The sequence below is a fragment of the Nodosilinea nodulosa PCC 7104 genome (assembly GCF_000309385.1).
In the GTDB taxonomy this organism is placed as follows: Bacteria; Cyanobacteriota; Cyanobacteriia; order Phormidesmidales; family Phormidesmidaceae; genus Nodosilinea; species Nodosilinea nodulosa.
Window position 1 is genome coordinate 4,341,210 of the sequence record NZ_JH976537.1, and the last position, 18,645, is coordinate 4,359,854.

An 18,645-nucleotide genomic window follows, 5' to 3' on the forward strand; every position below is an offset into this window, starting at 1 on the left:
AGCAAAAGTGGAGATCCCCCTTGTATTTTAAGCAGCAGGACGGTAGACCGATCTCCCCCCGGTTCTAGAAACCGAGATTTAGTCCAGGTCGCCGTTCTGCCATTTGTCAACAGCTCGAAAAATCGCCAGGGTCATGAACCCGCATCGAACAAGGTCGAGTGATGAATGGTCATTCTATTCCTCAGGAGGTGCGTGATGGGGACGAGTGAAGAACGGCAATGGGTGGGTATTGATGTGAGTCAGGCCAAGCTGGACGTAGCGCTGCGACCCTCGGGACGCTACTGGCAAGTGGCTAATGACGAGTCGGGATGGCAGAGGCTGTTGAATGAACTACAGGCTGTCACCGTCGCGCTGGTGGTGGTGGAATCCACAGGTGGGATGGAACGGGGCGTGGTTCAGGTCTTGCAGCGCCATGAAATCGCGGTGGCGGTGATCAATCCGAAGCGGGCGCGGGACTTTAGCAAAGCGTCTGGGCGATTGGCCAAGACCGATCGCATTGATGCGTCGATGTTGGCGCATTTTGGCGAGGCGCTGCAGCCGTTACCGAAACCGTTGGCCTCAGAGCATCAGGAAGCGCTCTCTGACTTGGTCCATCGGCGTTCTCAAGTGATTGAGATGCTCAACAGTGAGCAGCGTCGTCGCCACAGTGCGCGCAACCGCACGGCCCAGGCCGATATTGATACTCACATTGACTGGCTCAAGCAGCGGGTCAAAGCCCTTGATGCGGAGATCGACCAACTCCGTCAGGCCGATGAGACCCGCCAGCAGCGCTACGAGTGGTTGACCAGTGTACCTGGAGTCGGGCGAGTCGTGGCCACCACCCTATTGGCGCTACTGCCGGAGCTGGGCCAACTCTCGACGAAACGGTTGGCTAGCCTAGTGGGTGTCGCCCCGTTCAATTTTGACAGTGGCAAGCTTCGGGGCAAACGCCACATCGTGGGCGGTCGCGCCCTGGTACGCTCCACGTTGTATATGTCAGCCTTGGTGGCCATTCAACACAACCCCGTCATCATCGCGTTCTATCAACGTCTGTTAAGCGCAGGGAAACCCAAAAAGGTCGCCTTGATTGCCTGTGCCCATAAGCTGTTAGGCATCCTCAATGCGCTGGTCACCCAAGGTCAATCGTGGCGAGACCCTAAGGATACAGAACCCGCTCAGACTGCCACGCCAGCCACAAGTGGTTGACAATCAAGATAATCGCTAAATCCCCCTACCCTGCGGGAAGCCGCAAGCGTCTATAAAAGGGGGGACTTCTACCCCCCTTTTGAAGGGGGCAGGGGGGATCAGCAGGTGGCTCAAAGCTACAGCAGATCACGTTTCAAGCGCCCTCTCAGGCAGCCGGGTTTCTAAATTGGCAGAACCCGGTTTTTGCAGTGGCCTCAGTTGCTGGCGATCGCATCCACCGTGAAGTCAGAGCGCATGGTGAGGTCAAGATCGCTGGGGCGAATCACCACCACCGCACTGTCAGAGGTGACCTGGTTGTCGCCATTAATAATCGAGCCAACCACATTGCCCAGGCTGTTGTTGCCGGTAATGGAGGCCAAAATCGACTGGGCCGCGCCGGTAATCAGCGCCCCTTGCAGGGTGCCATTGCCGACGCTGTTGGTGGCCGCGATCGCGCTCGACTCGGCATTGATGTTATAGGTGCGCCCGTTGACGGTGAGGTTGTCGGCTACGTATTTAGCCGCTGTCACCGAAGACCCGCGAATCTCGACTGGCACAATCCGGCCCTGCACGGTGCTGCCCGCCGGAATCAGCACTTGATTTTGGCTGTTGCGAATGGGCTGGGCAATCTCCAGGCTGGTGGCCACGGTTTGGCCGGGGGCTACCACGATATCCACATCGGCGTTGGGGTAGCGTACGTCGAGCTGGGTGCCGTTGGGCACCAGGCGGGGCGAGCTAGCGGTGTTGCCAGAGTTAGATCCAGAGTTGGAGCCAGGGGCATAGCCCACAATGTAGTTGCTGGCGCTCAGCCCAGCTTGCAGGGCGGGCATGCGGCCCTGGGCTACCAGTGCCTGGTAGATAAAGGCGGCCACATCGGCGCGGGTGGCGGTGCGCTGAGGTTGCAGCGTATCGACGTTGGGGTAGTTGACCACCAGGCGATTTTCGGTGGCGGCGGCAACGGGGCCTTCGCCGTAGGCGGGAATCTGGCCCGCATCGCGGTAGACGCTCAGCACCTGGTTAATCGAGCCGCTGGGGTTGTAGTCGAGGCCGTTGGCCAGAGCGACCAAGGCCTGCACCCGAGGAATCTGGGTTTCGGGCTGAAAGGCTCCGTTGGGATAGCCGGAGAGAAAGCCCTGGCTGTAGGCATCGGCGATCGCGGCGTTGGCCCAGTAGCTGCTGGAGACATCGCTGAATCGGGGAGCGGTGCGATCGCGGGGCTGGTTAAAAGCATTGCGCACAATGGCGGCAAACTGGGCGCGAGTCACCGGCTGATCGGGCCGAAAAGTGCCATCGGGGAACCCGGCAATAATCTGTTCAGAGGCCAGATTCTCGATGAAAGGGCGGGCCCAGTAGCTGGCGCCGACATCGCTAAACTCAGCGGTTTGGGCCATAGCCGGCAGCGCCAGGGTGGTGACCGCCGCCGCTCCCAGGGTTGCCAGGGCTGCGGTTTTGGTAGAGAGGTTCAATACGGTGCTCATTGTGAATGGGTCCTTGACAGTGCAATTTGACAGCGTAATTTCAATGGGATGGCTAGACTGCCGCCACTCGTCGCAGCAAATCTGCTCTAGACCGAGGCAGAGAGCAACTGGAGGCAGAAACGCGGAAAAAAGCCAAGTCTGCCCAGATTTTGGCAGAACCAACCCCAGGTCCAGGGGCTAAACCCCTGAGAAAAAGCTAGGGCGCCGGGCTAGATAAATCGTAAATGCACCGACGAGTCGATCGATTTGTCTGTTCTTTTGATTACAGACTGCCAGCTTGGTGCCAGTGTTCCTATCCTTCAAAAGGCTGAATTCAGCATTGCTCAGTCTAAATGAGGCTCTATCTCAGGAAAATTTCAGCTTGGCCTGACATGCTCTCCCTAACATCCTGAGCTAACTCACCGGGTCCACCGTAGCCCTGCTGGGGCGCAGCCCTACGCAGGGTGTGGCAGCCGGGCTCGGGGGGCCAGTATCCATCGAAATCAGTATTGAGGGTAAATAACGGCGATGAAATTGAAATTTTTAGTTTTGGTGGCCAGCTTAGCTTTAACCTCCACCCTGGTGGCCTGTGGTGGGAGTACTCCCAAAACCGAGACGGCCCCTGCCGGTGACGCTATGGAGCAGCCCAGCGGTGCGGCGCAGGGCGACGCCATGAAGGAAGACGGCAGCGCCATGGAAGGCGACGCCATGAAGGAAGACGGCAGCGCCATGGAAGGCGACGCCATGAAGAAAGACGGTAGCGCCATGGAAGGCGATGCCATGAAGAAAGACGGTAGCGCCATGGAAGGCGATGCCATGAAAAAAGACGGCAGCGCCATGGAAGGCGACGCTATGAAAGATGATGGCGGAGCGATGGAAGAAACCGGCTCCAAGTAGCTCCAGGTAAAGGATGGTTTGTCGCTGGCCTCGGCCCCTCGGCCCGGCGCCAGCGATCGCAACTAACGCAGCATTTGGACAATCGCCCCATGGATAAACCCCTATTGCAGCGGCGCCAGCTCCTCTATGCCGGGCTGGGGCTGGCCGGAGCTACCGCCGCGATCGCCTACGGCTTGGGTGCTCGCCAGTCTCCCCCGCCCCGCAGCAGTGATGCTGACGCAGCCCCCGCCAACAGCGCCACGGCGGCGGCCCCGGCCCCCGGTGGCCAGCCCATGCCCGAGCTGCGTGGCATTAGCCAGTGGCTCAACTCCGAGCCGCTGACGATCGCCAGCCTCAGGGGCAATGTGGTCCTGCTCCAGTTTTGGACCTTCAGCTGCATCAACTGCCAGCGTACCCTGCCCTCTCTGGTGGGCTGGCACCAGCGCTACGCCGACCAGGGGCTAAAAATTATTGGCGTGCACACCCCCGAGTTTGCCTACGAGCGCGAGGTCAACAATATCCGGCAGGCGCTACAGCAGCACGGCATCACCTATCCGGTACCCGTAGATAACGACTTCCAAACCTGGCGAGCCTACGACAATCGGTACTGGCCCCACCTGTTTTTGGCCGATCGCAATGGCATCATGCGCTACGACCACATTGGCGAAGGGGCCTACGACACCACTGAGCAAACCATTCGCGCGCTGCTGGGGTAGAAGCTATGGCGGCAGGTGCATCGTTGGGGCTGGCGTGGCTGGGCGGCGTGCTGACCGTGCTGTCGCCCTGCATTTTGCCGGTGCTGCCGATCGTGGTGGGGCGATCGCTGCAATCGCACCGCTACGGTCCGGTGGCGCTGGTGGCGGGTCTGGTGGGCGGCTTTGCGGTGGCGGGCAGTCTGCTGGGCGTTACTGCTCACTGGTTTACGGGCCTGGCCAACGGGCTGCGCTACGGCGCGATCGCCATTCTCCTCGGCCTCGGCCTCGCCGCTCTGTTCCCCCAGCTCAGCTACCGAGTCCTAGGCTACCTACCGATCGGCAAAGCCCTGAAAGAACCGACACGCCTGGGGCTACCGGGAGAATTTTGGCTCGGCACCCAGCTGGGCCTGCTCTGGACCCCCTGCGCCGGGCCGGTGCTAGGCAGCATTTTGGTGCTGGCGGCGGTCGATCGCCAGGTGGCCGGTGCCTTCGGGCTACTGGTCGCCTACGGACTGGGGGCGGCCCTGCCTTTGCTGGCGATCGCCTACGGTGGCCGTTCCGTCAGCCAGCGCCTGCTGGGGCTGCGCCGCCACAGCGCCAAACTACAGCGGCTCGGCGGCGGGCTGATCATCGGCACCGCGATCGCTATCCTATTGGGGTGGGATATCAAAGTTCAGCTCTGGCTGGCCCCGCTCTTCCCCCGCCTGCCCCTCTAAAAAAGTTTTGAATTTTGAACTTTGAATTTTGAACTTTGAACCTCAAGCCCCAACCCACCCGGCCATTCAACCCTCAAACCCTACCCATCCTGCTTCCTCCAGTGGTTTATTCCAAGTAACCCCATGACGGCAACTGCGGCAAAACGAAAAGCCAAGCTCCCCAGCCAGGCCACCATGGCCAAAACCTTTCACTGGGTCAACATCATCGCCCTGCTGTTGATGATGGCCAGCGGCCTGCAAATCTACAACGCCAACCCCGTGTTTGGCGGGCGGGCAGGCTGGGATTTTCCCGAAGTTTTCCTGCTGGGCGGCTGGCTGGCCGGGGGCCGCGCCTGGCACTTTGCGATCATGTGGGTGTATTCGCTCAACCTGCTGGCCTACGGTATTTTTGTCTTTGTCACCCAGCGCTGGCAGCATCGATTTGCTAGTAGCGGTGACCTCAAAGCCCTGCGCGCCAGCCAAAACGAAAAGCGCAAGACCTTTGCTAAGCATCGGCTAGTGTATACCCTGATTGTGCCGGTGCTGCTGCTGGCGATCGCGAGCGGGCTGGCCATGTACAAACCGGCCCAGCTGCACTGGCTGGCGGCGATGTTTGGCAACTGGCAGACCCTGCGCACCGTCCACTTTTTGACCGTGCCTATTGTGCTGGCCTTCACCCTGATTCACTCCATCATGGCGCTCAAGGTGGGCAACCTGCGCCTGGTCAAGTCGATGTTCTTTTAGCTGCTGCCGAGTTTTCCTATGGGCCTCTTTCTGCCTCAATCGATCTCCCGACGGCGACTGCTGCTGGGGGCTGGCCTGTCGGGGGCTGGCCTGCTGCTGAATGGCTGTGGCACCAGCCTGGGCGTGCGCCAGGTGGGCAATCTGACTGAACCGCTCAACCAGGCGATCGAAAAACTGCTGCTCTCCCAAAATGCGGTGCCTGAATTTTCGGCTAGCGCGATCGAACCCGACAAATTGCTGATTAACTCCTTTAACGGCACGCCCGACCTTGACCCCGCCCAGTTTCGCCTGGTGGTCGATGGCGAAGTGAACCAGCCGATGGACTTTTCCCTCGCTGATCTGCAGTCCCTGCCCCAAAAGGACATGGTAATTCGCCATGTGTGTGTGGAGGGCTGGGCGGCGATTGTGCAGTGGGGCGGCGTGCCGCTGCAAGCCCTGGCCAAGCTAGTGCAGCCCAAACCCGAGGCCCGCTACGTCTTTTTTACCTCCGCCGATGGCTACTACGAAAGCTGGGATCTGGCCTCGTCGCTGCATCCCCAAACCCTGATGGTCTACCAAAAAAATGGCCAGCCCCTCTCGCCCCAAAACGGTGCTCCCCTGCGGCTGGCCTCCCCCATTAAGCTGGGCTACAAGCAGAGCAAGTGGGTGACTCAAATTACCTTTATGAATGAACTCACTCCCCGTCTGGGTTACTGGGAAGACCGGGGTTATGAGTGGTTTGCTGGGCTGTAGGAGTGATGAGGGGATGAGGGGATGGGGAGATGGGGGGATGCAGATCTAGTTTTGTGGTTTGTGCCCCCCGGTCTGCCTCTTGGCAAGGCACACTGGTGGTGTTGATCTGCCATTGGTTATGAAAGCTGTTGCCCTCACCCACTACCTGCCCATTAGCGACCTTGAATCCCTCTTCGACACTCGACTGCCCAAGCCCAACCCCACGGGCCGCGACATTCTCGTGCGGGTCGAAGCCGTCTCGGTGAACCCCGTCGATACTAAGGTGCGCGCCCCCAAAGCCAAGGTCGAAGACGATCCCAAGGTGCTGGGCTACGATGCAGCGGGCGTTGTGGAGAGCGTGGGCGATGCCGTAACGCGCTTTCAGCCAGGCGACCAGGTCTACTACGCGGGCGATGTCACCCGCCCCGGCTCCAATGCTGAGTTTCAGCTGGTGGATGAGCGGATTGTGGGCCACATGCCTACCACCCTCTCCTTTGCCGAGGCGGCGGCCCTGCCCCTGACCACCCTCACCGCCTGGGAAGCGCTCTTTACTCGCCTTGACATCAACCGGGCCGGGGGTAATCGCGGCGATTCGATTTTCATCATCGGCGGGGCCGGAGGCGTGGGGTCGATCGCGATTCAGCTGGCCAAGCTGGCGGGTTTAGTGGCGATCGCCACTGCGTCGCGGCCCCAGTCGCAGGCCTGGGTGCGAGAACTGGGTGCCGATCATGCCGTGGACTACAGCGACGCCCTGATCGAAGAAATGGCCAAACTTGGCCACCGCGAAGTCGATTTCATCGCCAATTTCAACAACACCGACGACTACTGGGGCGTGATGGCTGAGCTGATTCGCCCCCAGGGCAAAATTGTCGGCATTGTTGGCAATACAGACCCGCTCGATCTAAATCTGCTGAAGAACAAGAGCGCCACCTTTGCCTGGGAGTTTATGTTCACCCGCTCGATGTACCAGACCGCCGACATGGCCGACCAGGGCAATCTGCTCGACGAAGTGGCCGCCCTGATCGACGCGGGTAAGCTGCGCACGACTCTGCAGCAGACGCTCTCGCCCATCAACGCCGCCAACCTGCGTCAGGCCCATGCCCAGGTGGAGTCGGGGCGGACGATTGGCAAGCTGGTGCTGGCGGGGTGGGGGTAGGCGGGTGGATGGGTGAGCGGGTGGATGAGGCAGGGCACACTACTTCATCTGTCTCCCGTGGTCTTCTCAACGCCTGCTCTATTTCACCGTGACGCGGCCATCGGCTTCGATGGTAATGCTGCGATCGCTCGGTTCAGCCGGGGCATCAAACACCTCCACCCGCAGCGTATTGGGGCCGGGGCGGCTCAGCTGGGCGCGCACGGGTAGCCGTTCCTGCGACCAAAAAAAGACGGAGGGGTTGGGCTGGGCCGTCCAGCCTACCTGGGTTTCGATGGTGTTGCCGGTGTAGAGCACGCGGGGGCCGAGCAGGGGCGGCTGCTCTAGGCTGAGGGGGCGGCTGCCGATGTTGACAACCTGAATGGTGATGCGATCGCCCGGCGTAAACTGTATCTGCCCCGACTTGCAGTTCACGGTGCAAGGGGCTGCCACAGCGGGCAGGCTTATCATCCAGGCCGCCAGGCCAGCCAAACATCCCCCAATCAAAAAACCAGACGCCAAACGCTTCTTCACAGCAACGATCCTCACAGGAAAACGGATCTTTTGTTGTAATCGCTACCAGAGTGCCTTGGAACCCTCTCTACACATCTCGTAGGAATTAATGGTTACACTGAGTGACATCATAATGTGATACCAAGGAAGCGGGCTATGGAACGACAGGCGGTAACGGTACGGTTGCCAACAGATCTTCTTGAGCAGGTCAAACGGTTTCAGGAAAACCGCGAATCGTTTAACGAATTGGTGGTTGAGGCAGTTACCCGCGAAGTGCAGCGGCGGCAAGCGTTAGCCGCCCATCAGCGCATTGTCGCCCGCAGCGCCGAGGTGGAAAAACAAGCAGGCATGCAAGCCAGCTCGTTAGATTTAATTCGTCAGCTGCGAGAGGGCGAAGAGCGGCGTGACTAAGTGTGTTGATACCAGTCTCTGGATTCCTTACCTGTTGCCTGAGTCTTTACAACCCCAAGCAAGAGAACTGATTACGCCATGGCTGGCGTCTAGCGAATATTTAGTAGCACCAGCGTTTGCCTGGGCTGAGGTTGGCTCGGTGTTGCGAAAGAAGGTAAGGCTTGGGTTAATCACCCCTGACCAAGCTACTGGGTTCTACGATGACTTTTGCCAGATGCCAATCAACTATCTGGACAGTGAGACAGTACGTACCAAGACCTGGGAACTCGCGGAGCAGTTCTCGTTAGCCACGCTCTATGATGCCGCTTTTCTAGCCGTTGCGGAGGTTGAATCGGCTGAGTTTTGGACGGCTGATCAGTCTTTAATCAACACGCTAAAGCCTTGCCCTGCTTATGTTCACATCTTGTAAGCAGAAACCGGGTTTATTTCTCGCAAATCCAAAATCCCCAATCCAAAATCTAAAATTGTCACTCGGGTACTGTGACCATGCGCGACTCAATGCCTTCCCACACCTGTGGCGATACCCGAACCGCTGCCTCTTTGCAGCGGATCATGAGTTCTAAAGCATAGAAACAGTTAGTAAGCTGCTGGATTTCTGCCTCGGATATATTGAAATTCTCAAAGTCAAAACTTAAGTTTTTTGAAAAGCATCCGATTATTTTTCTTGGAAATTCCATTTGGATTGCAAGACTTGAGCTATTTCTAGGCAAGCTATTCTTTAACTTAGTTAAATCCATGGTCAAGCTATCTACTAAGTTTAATGGAAAAATTTCTAATTTTTGATATTCCTTTGAAAGGGCGAGAGCAAGGTCAAGAGCTCGGGCTCGGGCACTGGAAAGGGAGAGGGAAAGGTCGAGGGTGAGGGCGCGGGATAGAGTGAGGGTACGAGAGAGATCCCGGGAGATGTCGCGGGTGAGATTGAGGTCGTGGGTGAAGGAGAGGACGCGGGAGAGGTCGAGGGCGAGGTCGCGAGTAAGGGCGCGGGAGAGGTTGAGGTCGAGCTCGCGGGCGCGGGCGCGGGAAAGGTCGAGATCGAAGTCAATAGAGAGGGCGAGAAAAATAGCGGCAACCCGTTTAGCTGTAATTTGATCGTCACTTGGGGTTTTGGCTGTTATAGTTGTAGCCCATTCAATCACGGCTTTGAGTCTATTGCTGGTGATGTAGGTTTGAGCTTGCGTTGACATCTCTGTCAGAAGGCTATCGGCCCCATCCTTGCCTGGTGCCAAGCCAGCTACGAGCAAAAATACCTCTCGCCAATGCTGTTCGGTTACGTGATCGCGCACTAATTGTTTAATCTTGTAATTATCGACAATACACTTTGCAGTCAAATACTCTTGAAAGGTCAAATGCGAAAAAGAATAGGCATTGCGTGCTCGTTCGACCAAAATGCCTTGCTGAATTTCAATTTCTCTTAGTACAGTTTCGGCATCTAGATGGTCGGGAGCATTAAGGTTTTCGATTAAAAATTCTCGAATTTGCTGAATCAGTCTGTCTTTAGCAAAGAAAAGTTGGGCATCGACAAAGCTGGTGTAGGCAATCTCGGCCAGCATATCTAGTTCTAGCTCTGCGCTTAGCTCTTGATAGATTGGGCTTTGCTGAATCCGCTTTTCAGAAGCCCACTTCCTTAATAGCACGTCTAGCGCTTCCCCAAAAAGCGCATGACGCTTTTTGGGGAAGTCTTGAAATTCGTCGTAGACAACGCAGAGCAAAGTGAGCAACAGCGGGGTTTGAGCAAGTTCCTTTGCGGCTTGGTAGTCTTTGCTCTTTAATAATTCCCAGCAGCGTTCGGCAGTTTTGGCTTCGGCATCTCTTTCCTTCTGGAACCAGTTTTTGATAAACTGCTCAATCTGAGCATCTTCAAAGGTGGCCATTGCCACATCTTTGAATCGCGTAAAGCCGCCAAAGGTGTAAGCTGCTACTCGACAAGAGGCAATAAAACGGTTATCGCTATACCGATCAACTAAGCCCCTGATTTCCTTGAGCACATAATCTAACGTGACCATTGTTACTTCGTCTAGGCCATCCAGCAACACCAGCAGCTTGCCATGTTTGAGAAACAGCTCTGTCAGATCCTCTGGATGTGGAAAGTCGCAAATTTCTAATTCTCTTGCAATTGCTGCTTTAATACTGATATCGGGCTTGTCGAACTGACGCAGTTCCAACATCACCGGAATGCTAGGGTGCTCGTAAAAGATCTTCTGTGGCACCAGTAGGTTGCTTGGGGCTTTGCCCGCAAAGTCCCGGCGGCCCAGGGTTCGTAGGGCTTCTAGCCCCACCTTACGTAAGAAGGTCGATTTGCCTACTCCAGGCCCGCCCAGCACCATGAGGAATTGCTGTTCATTTGCGACTTGCAGACCAGGCTTCTTGTCTGCGCTAGTAACGCTGAACCCGCGTCTGCCGCTTTTGCGATATTGCGTCTGCAGTGCATCTTCATCCGCAAAATATTGGCTGGCCGCTCGACGATCTAACAGTTGTACGGCTGTGTAGATTTCGTCGAGCCGCACGGGGTAGTCCATCCGCACGCAGGCGACTTTGAGGGTGCCGTGGCGATCGATGTAGCGGCGCACGTAGTCCACCATCGCCTTTTTCAGGGCCAGGTTTTTGCCAATGTCCCAATCCAGCTTTTTGAGAGTTTCGGTGCCTTTATCTTTCACCAAGCTGGTGATCAGGCCACCCAGGCCAGCGGCGGCGGCTCCGATCAGGGGTTCAAATCCGGTCATGGCAGGGGCATCGGTGGCGGCTGCCACTACTATAGCCTGGGCTTTTTGAGGGGCAACGATTGAAATTTGCTAAGCGGCTCGGCTGCAAAACGCCCCACGCAACCCGTTATCCTAGATAACGTGACGCATCCGGTGAGGACTCGATGGATACCAAGGCCTTTAAGCGCTCCCTAAACCACTCCGACAAGTACTTTCGCCAGGGGTTTGGCCACGGAGACGATGTCGCTGGCCAGATGAAGACCGAGTACAACAGCGGACTAATTCAGGACATCCGCGATCGCAACTACACCGTCACCCGGGGCGATGTCACCATCAAGCTGGCCCAGTCCTTCGGCTTTTGCTGGGGGGTCGAGCGGGCGGTGGCGATGGCCTACGAAACCCGCCAGCACTTCCCCACCGAGCGCATCTGGATTACCAACGAAATCATCCACAACCCCAGCGTCAACCAGCGCCTCAAGGACATGGCGGTGGAGTTCATCGACGTGGTGGATGGCAGCAAAGACTTTTCCGTAGTAGGCGCGGGCGATGTGGTGATCCTGCCCGCCTTTGGGGCCAGCGTGCAGGAAATGCAGCTGCTCAACGACAAAGGCTGCACCATCGTCGATACCACCTGCCCCTGGGTCTCTAAGGTGTGGAACACGGTCGAGAAGCACAAGCGCAAAGACCACACCTCGATTATCCACGGCAAGTACAACCACGAAGAAACCGTGGCCACCAGCTCCTTTGCGGGCAAGTACCTGGTGGTGCTGAACTTGGCTCAGGCCCAATACGTGTCCGACTACATTCTGGGCGGTGGCGATAGGGATGAGTTTATGTCCAAGTTTGCCAACGCTTGCTCGGCTGGGTTCGACCCCGACACCGATTTAGACTACATCGGCATCGCCAACCAGACCACCATGCTCAAGGGCGAAACCGAGCAGATCGGCAAACTCTTTGAGCACACCATGCTGAAAAAATTTGGTCCCCAGGCCTTGGGCGACCACTTTCTCAGCTTTAACACCATCTGCGACGCCACCCAGGAGCGCCAGGACGCCATGTTTGACCTGGTGAATGAAAAGCTGGATCTAATCGTGGTGATCGGCGGCTACAACTCATCGAACACCACCCACCTGCAAGAAATCGCGATCGAGCGCAACATCCCCTCCTACCACATCGACAGCGCCAGCCGCATTGGCCCCGGCAACCGCATCGAGCACAAGCAGCTCCACGGCGATATGGCGGTGACCGAAAGCTGGCTGCCCGATGGCCCGATTACTGTGGGCGTCACCTCCGGCGCATCCACCCCCGATCGCTCGGTGGAAGAAACCATCGAGCATATCTTTGCGATCAAAGGGGCGATCGCGGTGGTCTAGGCCAGGTTGGCTCTGCACTACACATTATTATTGAGTTATTTAGAAGAACGACGCAAGCCTACGGGCTAGGGCTACAGCCATGACACCCACCGCAACTCTCAGAGAGCAGATCCTAGAAGAGCTAGATAACCTGTCGGCGGAAGCTCTGACCGAGATCTTGGCCTATGTCCAGTCCCACAAATCACCGGCGGCTGGATCGGAAGAATCTGCTGTCTGGCAGGCTTATCAGCGGTCTAAGCAAAAGCGTGCAGAGGTCTATCGTCGCCTTGCCGATTCCTAACTTTCTCAGTCGAGACGACGTTCTGCTGCTCCATGCCGACCAAATTGAAAGCTTTGGCGGTACTCCTGGGGTGCGAGATGAGGGGTTGCTAGAGTCTGCCCTGGCTCAACCCAGGGCTACCTTTGGGGGTGAACTGCTGCACCCAACTCTGGCAGAGCAAGCAGCTGCATATCTTTACCATCTGTCGCGAAATCATCCCTTTATTGACGGCAACAAGCGGACAGCCTTTGCAGTGATGGATACGTTTTTAGAAGCCAATGGGTACTGCCTGACCCTAAGTGACGATGACGCCTACGACTTGGTCATGCGGGTTGCCCAGGGCGAGGTTGATAAGTCAGTTCTGGCGGAAATCCTGGCTGATGCCCTAGAAATTGTCCCCTGACCTGACTGACGCCGTAGCATGCCGACACCGCTTCGATAAGCTTCATAAAAGCCGCAGCCAGGGCTGATTTTGAGGGTGGTACTATGGCGGAGGTTAACGCCTCAATTCCGCCTTAGAAACCCTATACATAAGGAGTCAGGAGCACCTATGACATCGAAACTGCTGCGCAAGGTTGCCTTTGGAACAGCCTTCCTTCTCTCGGCGGGCTCTGTATCTGTGACCTCGGCCCTGGCCCAAGACACCCGAGCACTGACCGAAAATACAAACCTGATTCGGGGCTGTCGGCAGCTCAACGAAAGTGTATCGGTCTTCGACAACAGCTCCCTGGGGCCAGTTTCTAACCGCATCGGCACCCTGGCGGCGGGTACGCGGGTGACCCTAACCGGGGCCGTGGCCGTAGGTCGGGCGCAGGTGTTTTTAGGCAGCGGCAGTTTGTCTTCGGTGCAGCCTGTGGGCTGGCTCGACGCCAGCAAACTTGGCCCCTGCAGCAGCACCCCGCCGACACCGACCGGGGCCTGCTTTAGGGCCGACCAAGAGCTGGTGGTCAGGTCTGGCCCCTCCACGGGGTATGGCGTTGTGGCGGGCTACAACCGCAACGACCTGGTAGTGGCCAGCACCAACCCGCCCACCCAGCAGACCTCTAGCGACGGTCGCCGCTGGATGCAGGTGCGCATCTACAGCGGCACCACCGGCTGGATTGCCCGCACGGGCACCAACGGGTTGGGCAGCAACGTTACTCCGACCACTTGCCCCTAATCGGATGGTTTCTTCATTAAAATGACTCAGGTGCGGCGCGGAGTTTCTTCGCGCCGCTGACGTTTGGGGTTCGGCGGGGTCACCTTTATAGCTGTGGCCAGTCTGGTTAAGACAGGTCTCCTATGAACGTTCAAACGTTTGAGCGTTTATAGGGTTTCTGGATGTCCTAACCGACGTGACTATGGCTATACAACTTCGCAGGGCAGTGAATCAGGCTAATCTGGGTGTAGAACATCTGTTCCGCTTGTATGGCTCCACCTCGGCCCAAATCTATCGACTCTGGTCTGGCCCTCACGACAGAACAGCAGGAGGCCCTGGAGGCGCTCGATGCCTTTGTGCAGGGCGACGAAAAGCTGTATCTGTTGACCGGCTACGCGGGCACGGGCAAAACGACGCTGCTGCAAGTGTTTATCAGCAAGCTGCGCGATCGCGGCGACGATCGCCCGATTGTGCTCAGCGCCTTTAGCAATAAGGCCACCAAGGTGCTGGCGGCGATGGCAGGCCATTGGCGGCTCGACATTGACGCCATGACCTGCTGCAAGCTGCTGGGCCTGCGCCCCGTCATCGATGAAGAGAACGGCAAGCAGGTATTTGCCATCGATCGCCAGCAGGCCAGCCAGATCGATCGCTACAGCCTGGTGATCGTAGACGAATGCTCGATGATCAACCAGGAGCTGTGGGAACTGCTGGTCAACGCCGTGTCGAACCTGTACCGGGGCACCCAAATTTTGTTTGTGGGCGACCCGGCCCAGCTGCCGCCGGTCAACGAGCCCGAGTCGGCCTGCTTTCGCCAGATTATTCACCGATCGCAGCTCACCGAGGTGGTGCGCTACGGCGGCGCGATCGCCGTCGTAGCCGAAGACATTCGCCGCAACCTGGAGCGTCCCTCGCTGCCCCGCTTCACCAGCGACACCAACCCAGGCAAGACCGAAGGCTGCTTTGTGCTGCCCCGCCCCGCCTGGCACGACCTGCTGATCCGCGCCTTCACCAGCCCCGCCTACCAGGCCAACCCCGATCAGGTGCGGGCGCTGGCCTACACCAACCGCCGCGTCGCCCAGCTCAACCAGCTGATCCGCACCGCCATCTACGGCCCCAATGCCCTGCGGTTTGTGCCCGGCGAGCGGCTAATTGCCATTACCCCCTGCCTGGAAGAAGATACCATTGTGCTGCCCACCTCCGCCGAGTGCGAGGTGCTGCACCTGGCGCGGGGGCGCGAGGGCGAATGGCCCCTGTGGCTGCTGGAAGTGGAAACCGAAGCCGGCGACTACAAGACCCTGCGGGTGCTGCACGAGTCGGGGCAGGGGGAGTTTAAGGCCAGGCTCGATTTTCTGGCCAAAGACAAGCGCTGGATGGAGTTTTGGGACTTGCAGCAGCGCTTCCACGCGGTGGACTACGCCTACAGCCTCACCATCCACAAAAGCCAGGGCTCGACGTTTCAGGATGTGTTTGTGGACGTGCCCTCGATGGCCGCCAACCGCAACGTAATCGAGCGCAACCAGCTCTGCTACGTGGCCTTTACCCGCGCCGCCAGGCGACTGTTTTTGTACCAGTGACTGCCTAAAAATCACCCTGTAGACGGTGCATCGCTGCGCGGATGCACCCTACAGCTACCCATCCACCCACTCACCTGTCCACTCAACTACCCTACTGACCCAGATCTCGGATCACCACCTCATCCCCCGGTGCCAGACCCAGCTCGGCGGCGCGCCCGGCCCGCAGCTCAATCACCTGGTCGACCAGCTGACCGCCAGGGCCGTAGGTGGGGCAGGGTTCGGCGGCGCAGGGGGGCACATTGGCCGCGATCGCCTGAATTTTGCCCTGGTAGATAAACACCATATCCAGCGCCACCGGCACGTTTTTCATCCAGAAGCTGACCGGGCGAGGCCGACCCATTGGAAACAGCATGCCGCGATCGTTGGGCAGGGCATTGCGGTACATCAGCCCCAGGGCCTGCTGCTGGGGAGTAACCGCTACCTCAAGAAAGATCTCCTCGCCCCCCAGGGTAGTGATGGCAGTGGCGAGGAGCTGTTGGCCCCGGGGATCAGCCATGGGAGTCTCGGTGGCGGTTGGCGTTGACTCAGCATTCTGGGTCGCGGAGGTCTCGGTCGCGGGCAACGGCGTAGCCGTAGGCTGCGTTGGCGCACACCCAACCCCCAAGACCAGAGCGCTGAACACCAGGCTCCAGGCCAGGCTCCGCCTGAACCAGGGATACAGCGGCGATCGCGCCAAGCCAGTCAAATAATAGGACATACAAAACCGGAGAAATGACCTGTGGATGCCCATCCTGGGCGATTATATTCTAGTGGCTCACGCTCCCACTCCGCCGCTATCTCGCTTCCCGCTGCCAATCACGCTTCAAACCCCCATCTCCCCCACTCCCCATCTCCCCCTAACTCTCCCGCAGCACATACCCCACCCCCCGCACCGTCTGAATCAGCCGCTTGTCGTCTTCGCCATCGATCTTGAGGCGCAGGTAGCGCACGTACACCTCAATCACGTTGGACTCGCCAACGAAATCGTAGCCCCATACATTTTCGAGAATTTGCTCGCGGGGCAGCACCTCGCGGGGGTGCTCCATTAAATACTTGAGCAGCTCAAACTCCTTCATGGTCAACTCAATCAGGCGATCGCCCCGCAGCGCGTGGCGATTCTCCAAATCGAGCGTCAGGTCGCCAAAGCGCAGATTCTCGGTTTCCCCCGGCGTGGTTTGCAGGTAAAGCTGCACCACCTTTAAAAAGGCATCGGCCCGGTAGGGCTTGAGAAAATAATCGTCGGCCCCGCACTCCAGGCAGGCAATTCGGTCCTCTAAACTGTCCTTGGCCATCAGCAGTATGATGGGCACTTTAATGCCCTCGCTGCGCAGGGTTTGGCACAGCGCCAGCCCCGACTCACCCCCCAGCAGGCGATCGACAACCACTAGGGCCGGGGTGCTCTCGGTGGCCAGGGCCAGACCCGCCTTGGCCCCGCTGGCCACGATCGCATGGTAGCCAGACTCGTGCAGGTCAAACTCCATCTGGCGAATCTGGCCCTCATTGGTACCAATCAGTAGAACGTAGGTTCCTTTGTCGGCAGTGCTTGTGCCCATGGAGTTAGCTCAGCGTCCTAGCGCAGTTGGTGCAACGGTTCGCAGAGGTTTAGACTTGCCGAGCAGGTCGACAAAGTAAAGCGATTATAGCGCGGCATCTGACCCGGCACGATGCCTGGCCTGGGCCGGATATGGAAAGGCTGAGGGGAAGGCCTCAAAGGCTCGTTTTTCCCTAGCTTAAAGGCCCTGGGTGTCGATTGTTACCTTTAGTGACAGCGGCAAAATCCCTCACGAAATCTTCCCTTTGCTTCTCAATTTCCTGTGTTAGATTGGGCGTAATTTGCTGCTAGAACCTACATCACATGACACTTGCAAAGCGCGGACTGATCCTGGGTGCAACCGCCGTCGCTGTGGCTGCGGTAACCGTAACCGGTGCCGGGATTCACCTGTCCCAAAGCAAGGCTTTCTTTGAAGAAAGCCCCAAAGAACTAATTGATCAAGTTTGGCAGCTCATTGACCGCAACTTTGTCGATGCCACCTTCAATCAGGTCGATTGGGATGCGGTGCGGACGGAGTATCTGGGGCGCAACTACGCCAATCAGGAAGAGGCCTACGGGGCCGTCCGCGAAATGCTCGGGAAGCTGGATGATCCCTATACTCGCTTCATGGATCCAGACGAGTTCCGCAGCATGCAAATTGATACCTCCGGGGAGCTGACCGGGGTAGGTATTCAAATTTCCCAGGATGAAGAGACCAAGGACATTGTGGTGGTGTCGCCCATCGAAGATACCCCCGCCTTTGATGCCGGCATTCGCTCCCAGGACATCATTTTGGCTATTGACGGCACCTCCACCGAAGGCATGGAGCTAAACGACGCCGTCAGCCTGATTCGGGGGCCGGTGGGGTCGTCGGTGACGCTTACCATTCGTCGCGGTGAGCAGCAGCTAGAGGTGCCGATTACCCGCGCCCGCATTGAAATTCACCCCGTGCGCTACAACGTTCAGACTGGGCCAGAGGGGCCGGTGGGCTACATCCGCCTCACCCAGTTCAGCGCCAACGCGGCCGCTGAGATGGGCGACGCCATCAAGGATCTCGAAACGAAGGGGGTGACGGGCTACATCCTCGACCTGCGCTCTAACCCCGGCGGGCTGCTGTACTCGAGTATTGACATCGCCCGCATGTGGATTAACAACGGCATTATTGTCTCTACGGTGAACCGCGAGGGCGTGGTCGACGAAGAGTCGGCCAACAGTCACGCCCTGACCGATAAGCCTCTGGTGGTGCTGGTTGACGGCGGTTCTGCCAGCGCCAGCGAAATTTTGTCGGGCGCCCTAAAGGATAACGAGCGGGCGCTGCTGGTGGGGACCCGCACCTTTGGCAAGGGGCTGGTGCAGTCGGTGCGCAGCCTGGGCGACGGCTCTGGGGTGGCGATTACGGTGGCCAAATACCTCACCCCCAGCGGTACCGACATCAATAAGCACGGCATCGATCCCGACGTTAAGGTGGAGCTAACCGAGGCGCAGCAGGAGCAGCTCGCGGCCAACCGCGAGGCCATTGGCACCGAGGCCGATCCTCAGTTTGCGGCGGCGTTGCAGGCGCTGAGCACCGAAATTCAGGAAGCCCGCGCCGGGGGAAACGTCACGGCAGCGCCGGGAAATTAGTCTGGTCCCTGGTCGGCTGGCATGGCCAGCCGATAGTAGCCGGTAGTCGTTGAGTCAACCATTGATAGAGC

At 58.2% G+C, this 18,645-nt stretch carries 20 protein-coding genes; 15 read left to right on the forward strand and 5 right to left on the reverse strand.

What is annotated here, in order from left to right:
* Positions 1-195: 195 nt before the first annotated feature.
* Entirely contained in the window at positions 196-1,185 is a 990-nt protein-coding gene (locus tag LEPTO7104_RS0120145) for an IS110 family RNA-guided transposase (RefSeq protein WP_040695782.1), read from the forward strand.
* A gap of 194 nt (positions 1,186-1,379) precedes the next feature.
* On the opposite strand, the gene LEPTO7104_RS0120150 is transcribed toward LEPTO7104_RS0120145, so the two are convergent.
* Entirely contained in the window at positions 1,380-2,642 is a 1,263-nt protein-coding gene (locus LEPTO7104_RS0120150; RefSeq protein ID WP_017300396.1) for an S-layer homology domain-containing protein, read from the reverse strand.
* A 507-nt stretch (positions 2,643-3,149) separates the two neighbouring features.
* On the opposite strand from LEPTO7104_RS0120150, the gene LEPTO7104_RS37195 reads away from it, so the two are divergent.
* The 6 genes from LEPTO7104_RS37195 to LEPTO7104_RS0120180 all read left to right on the forward strand — a co-directional run bounded on the left by LEPTO7104_RS37195 (position 3,150) and on the right by LEPTO7104_RS0120180 (position 7,498).
* Positions 3,150-3,518: a hypothetical protein gene (locus tag LEPTO7104_RS37195; RefSeq protein WP_017300397.1), complete on the forward strand. Its 369-nt coding sequence runs from the start codon at positions 3,150-3,152 to the stop codon at positions 3,516-3,518.
* 89 nt (positions 3,519-3,607) lie between these two features.
* Positions 3,608-4,213 (forward strand): thioredoxin family protein, encoded by a 606-nt coding sequence (locus LEPTO7104_RS0120160; protein ID WP_017300398.1) that lies wholly within the window; start codon positions 3,608-3,610, stop codon positions 4,211-4,213.
* Positions 4,214-4,218: 5 nt separating this feature from the next.
* Complete coding sequence (locus LEPTO7104_RS0120165) at positions 4,219-4,908, forward strand: cytochrome c biogenesis CcdA family protein (RefSeq protein ID WP_017300399.1); 690 nt, start codon at positions 4,219-4,221, stop codon at positions 4,906-4,908.
* A 123-nt stretch (positions 4,909-5,031) separates the two neighbouring features.
* On the forward strand, positions 5,032-5,631 hold the full coding sequence (locus tag LEPTO7104_RS0120170) for a cytochrome b/b6 domain-containing protein (RefSeq protein ID WP_017300400.1): 600 nt from the start codon (positions 5,032-5,034) through the stop codon (positions 5,629-5,631).
* A gap of 18 nt (positions 5,632-5,649) precedes the next feature.
* Positions 5,650-6,363: a molybdopterin-dependent oxidoreductase gene (locus LEPTO7104_RS0120175; protein ID WP_017300401.1), complete on the forward strand. Its 714-nt coding sequence runs from the start codon at positions 5,650-5,652 to the stop codon at positions 6,361-6,363.
* Positions 6,364-6,481: 118 nt separating this feature from the next.
* Entirely contained in the window at positions 6,482-7,498 is a 1,017-nt protein-coding gene (locus LEPTO7104_RS0120180) for a zinc-binding alcohol dehydrogenase family protein (protein WP_017300402.1), read from the forward strand.
* A 78-nt stretch (positions 7,499-7,576) separates the two neighbouring features.
* On the opposite strand, the gene LEPTO7104_RS34680 is transcribed toward LEPTO7104_RS0120180, so the two are convergent.
* Positions 7,577-8,008 (reverse strand): hypothetical protein, encoded by a 432-nt coding sequence (locus tag LEPTO7104_RS34680; protein WP_155523712.1) that lies wholly within the window; start codon positions 8,006-8,008, stop codon positions 7,577-7,579.
* Positions 8,009-8,143: 135 nt separating this feature from the next.
* Here LEPTO7104_RS34680 and LEPTO7104_RS0120190 point away from each other — a divergent pair, with 135 nt between their 5' ends.
* Both LEPTO7104_RS0120190 and LEPTO7104_RS0120195 read left to right on the forward strand, forming a co-directional pair.
* Positions 8,144-8,398: a YlcI/YnfO family protein gene (locus LEPTO7104_RS0120190; protein ID WP_017300404.1), complete on the forward strand. Its 255-nt coding sequence runs from the start codon at positions 8,144-8,146 to the stop codon at positions 8,396-8,398.
* Positions 8,391-8,807, forward strand: a complete 417-nt coding sequence (locus LEPTO7104_RS0120195; protein ID WP_026072889.1) for a type II toxin-antitoxin system VapC family toxin — start codon at positions 8,391-8,393, stop codon at positions 8,805-8,807. The genes LEPTO7104_RS0120190 and LEPTO7104_RS0120195 overlap by 8 nt, the downstream gene beginning before the upstream one ends.
* Positions 8,808-8,865: 58 nt before the next feature.
* Here the strand turns inward: LEPTO7104_RS0120195 and LEPTO7104_RS0120200 are convergent, their stop codons facing one another.
* Entirely contained in the window at positions 8,866-11,145 is a 2,280-nt protein-coding gene (locus LEPTO7104_RS0120200; RefSeq protein WP_017300406.1) for an NACHT domain-containing protein, read from the reverse strand.
* A gap of 116 nt (positions 11,146-11,261) precedes the next feature.
* Between LEPTO7104_RS0120200 and LEPTO7104_RS0120205 the strand changes: the two genes are divergently transcribed.
* From LEPTO7104_RS0120205 to LEPTO7104_RS0120225, 5 genes are all read left to right on the forward strand, one after another.
* Entirely contained in the window at positions 11,262-12,470 is a 1,209-nt protein-coding gene (locus tag LEPTO7104_RS0120205) for a 4-hydroxy-3-methylbut-2-enyl diphosphate reductase (RefSeq protein WP_017300407.1), read from the forward strand.
* A 79-nt stretch (positions 12,471-12,549) separates the two neighbouring features.
* Positions 12,550-12,750: a hypothetical protein gene (locus tag LEPTO7104_RS0120210; protein WP_017300408.1), complete on the forward strand. Its 201-nt coding sequence runs from the start codon at positions 12,550-12,552 to the stop codon at positions 12,748-12,750.
* Entirely contained in the window at positions 12,737-13,132 is a 396-nt protein-coding gene (locus LEPTO7104_RS0120215) for a type II toxin-antitoxin system death-on-curing family toxin (RefSeq protein ID WP_017300409.1), read from the forward strand. The genes LEPTO7104_RS0120210 and LEPTO7104_RS0120215 overlap by 14 nt, the downstream gene beginning before the upstream one ends.
* A 147-nt stretch (positions 13,133-13,279) precedes the next feature.
* Positions 13,280-13,888 (forward strand): SH3 domain-containing protein, encoded by a 609-nt coding sequence (locus LEPTO7104_RS0120220; RefSeq protein WP_017300410.1) that lies wholly within the window; start codon positions 13,280-13,282, stop codon positions 13,886-13,888.
* Between the two features lie 248 nt (positions 13,889-14,136).
* Positions 14,137-15,441, forward strand: a complete 1,305-nt coding sequence (locus LEPTO7104_RS0120225; RefSeq protein ID WP_017300411.1) for an ATP-dependent DNA helicase — start codon at positions 14,137-14,139, stop codon at positions 15,439-15,441.
* A gap of 91 nt (positions 15,442-15,532) precedes the next feature.
* Here LEPTO7104_RS0120225 and LEPTO7104_RS34685 read toward each other — a convergent pair whose 3' ends face one another.
* Together LEPTO7104_RS34685 and nblR are read right to left on the reverse strand one after the other, a co-directional pair.
* Complete coding sequence (locus LEPTO7104_RS34685) at positions 15,533-16,138, reverse strand: DUF192 domain-containing protein (protein ID WP_155523713.1); 606 nt, start codon at positions 16,136-16,138, stop codon at positions 15,533-15,535.
* Between the two features lie 139 nt (positions 16,139-16,277).
* A complete protein-coding gene (gene nblR / locus LEPTO7104_RS0120235; protein WP_017300414.1) occupies positions 16,278-16,973 on the reverse strand; it encodes a response regulator transcription factor NblR in 696 nt (231 codons plus the stop codon).
* Positions 16,974-17,275: 302 nt separating this feature from the next.
* Here nblR and ctpC point away from each other — a divergent pair, with 302 nt between their 5' ends.
* A complete protein-coding gene (ctpC, locus tag LEPTO7104_RS0120240) occupies positions 17,276-18,574 on the forward strand; it encodes a carboxyl-terminal processing protease CtpC (protein ID WP_017300415.1) in 1,299 nt (432 codons plus the stop codon).
* Positions 18,575-18,645: the final 71 nt, after the last annotated feature.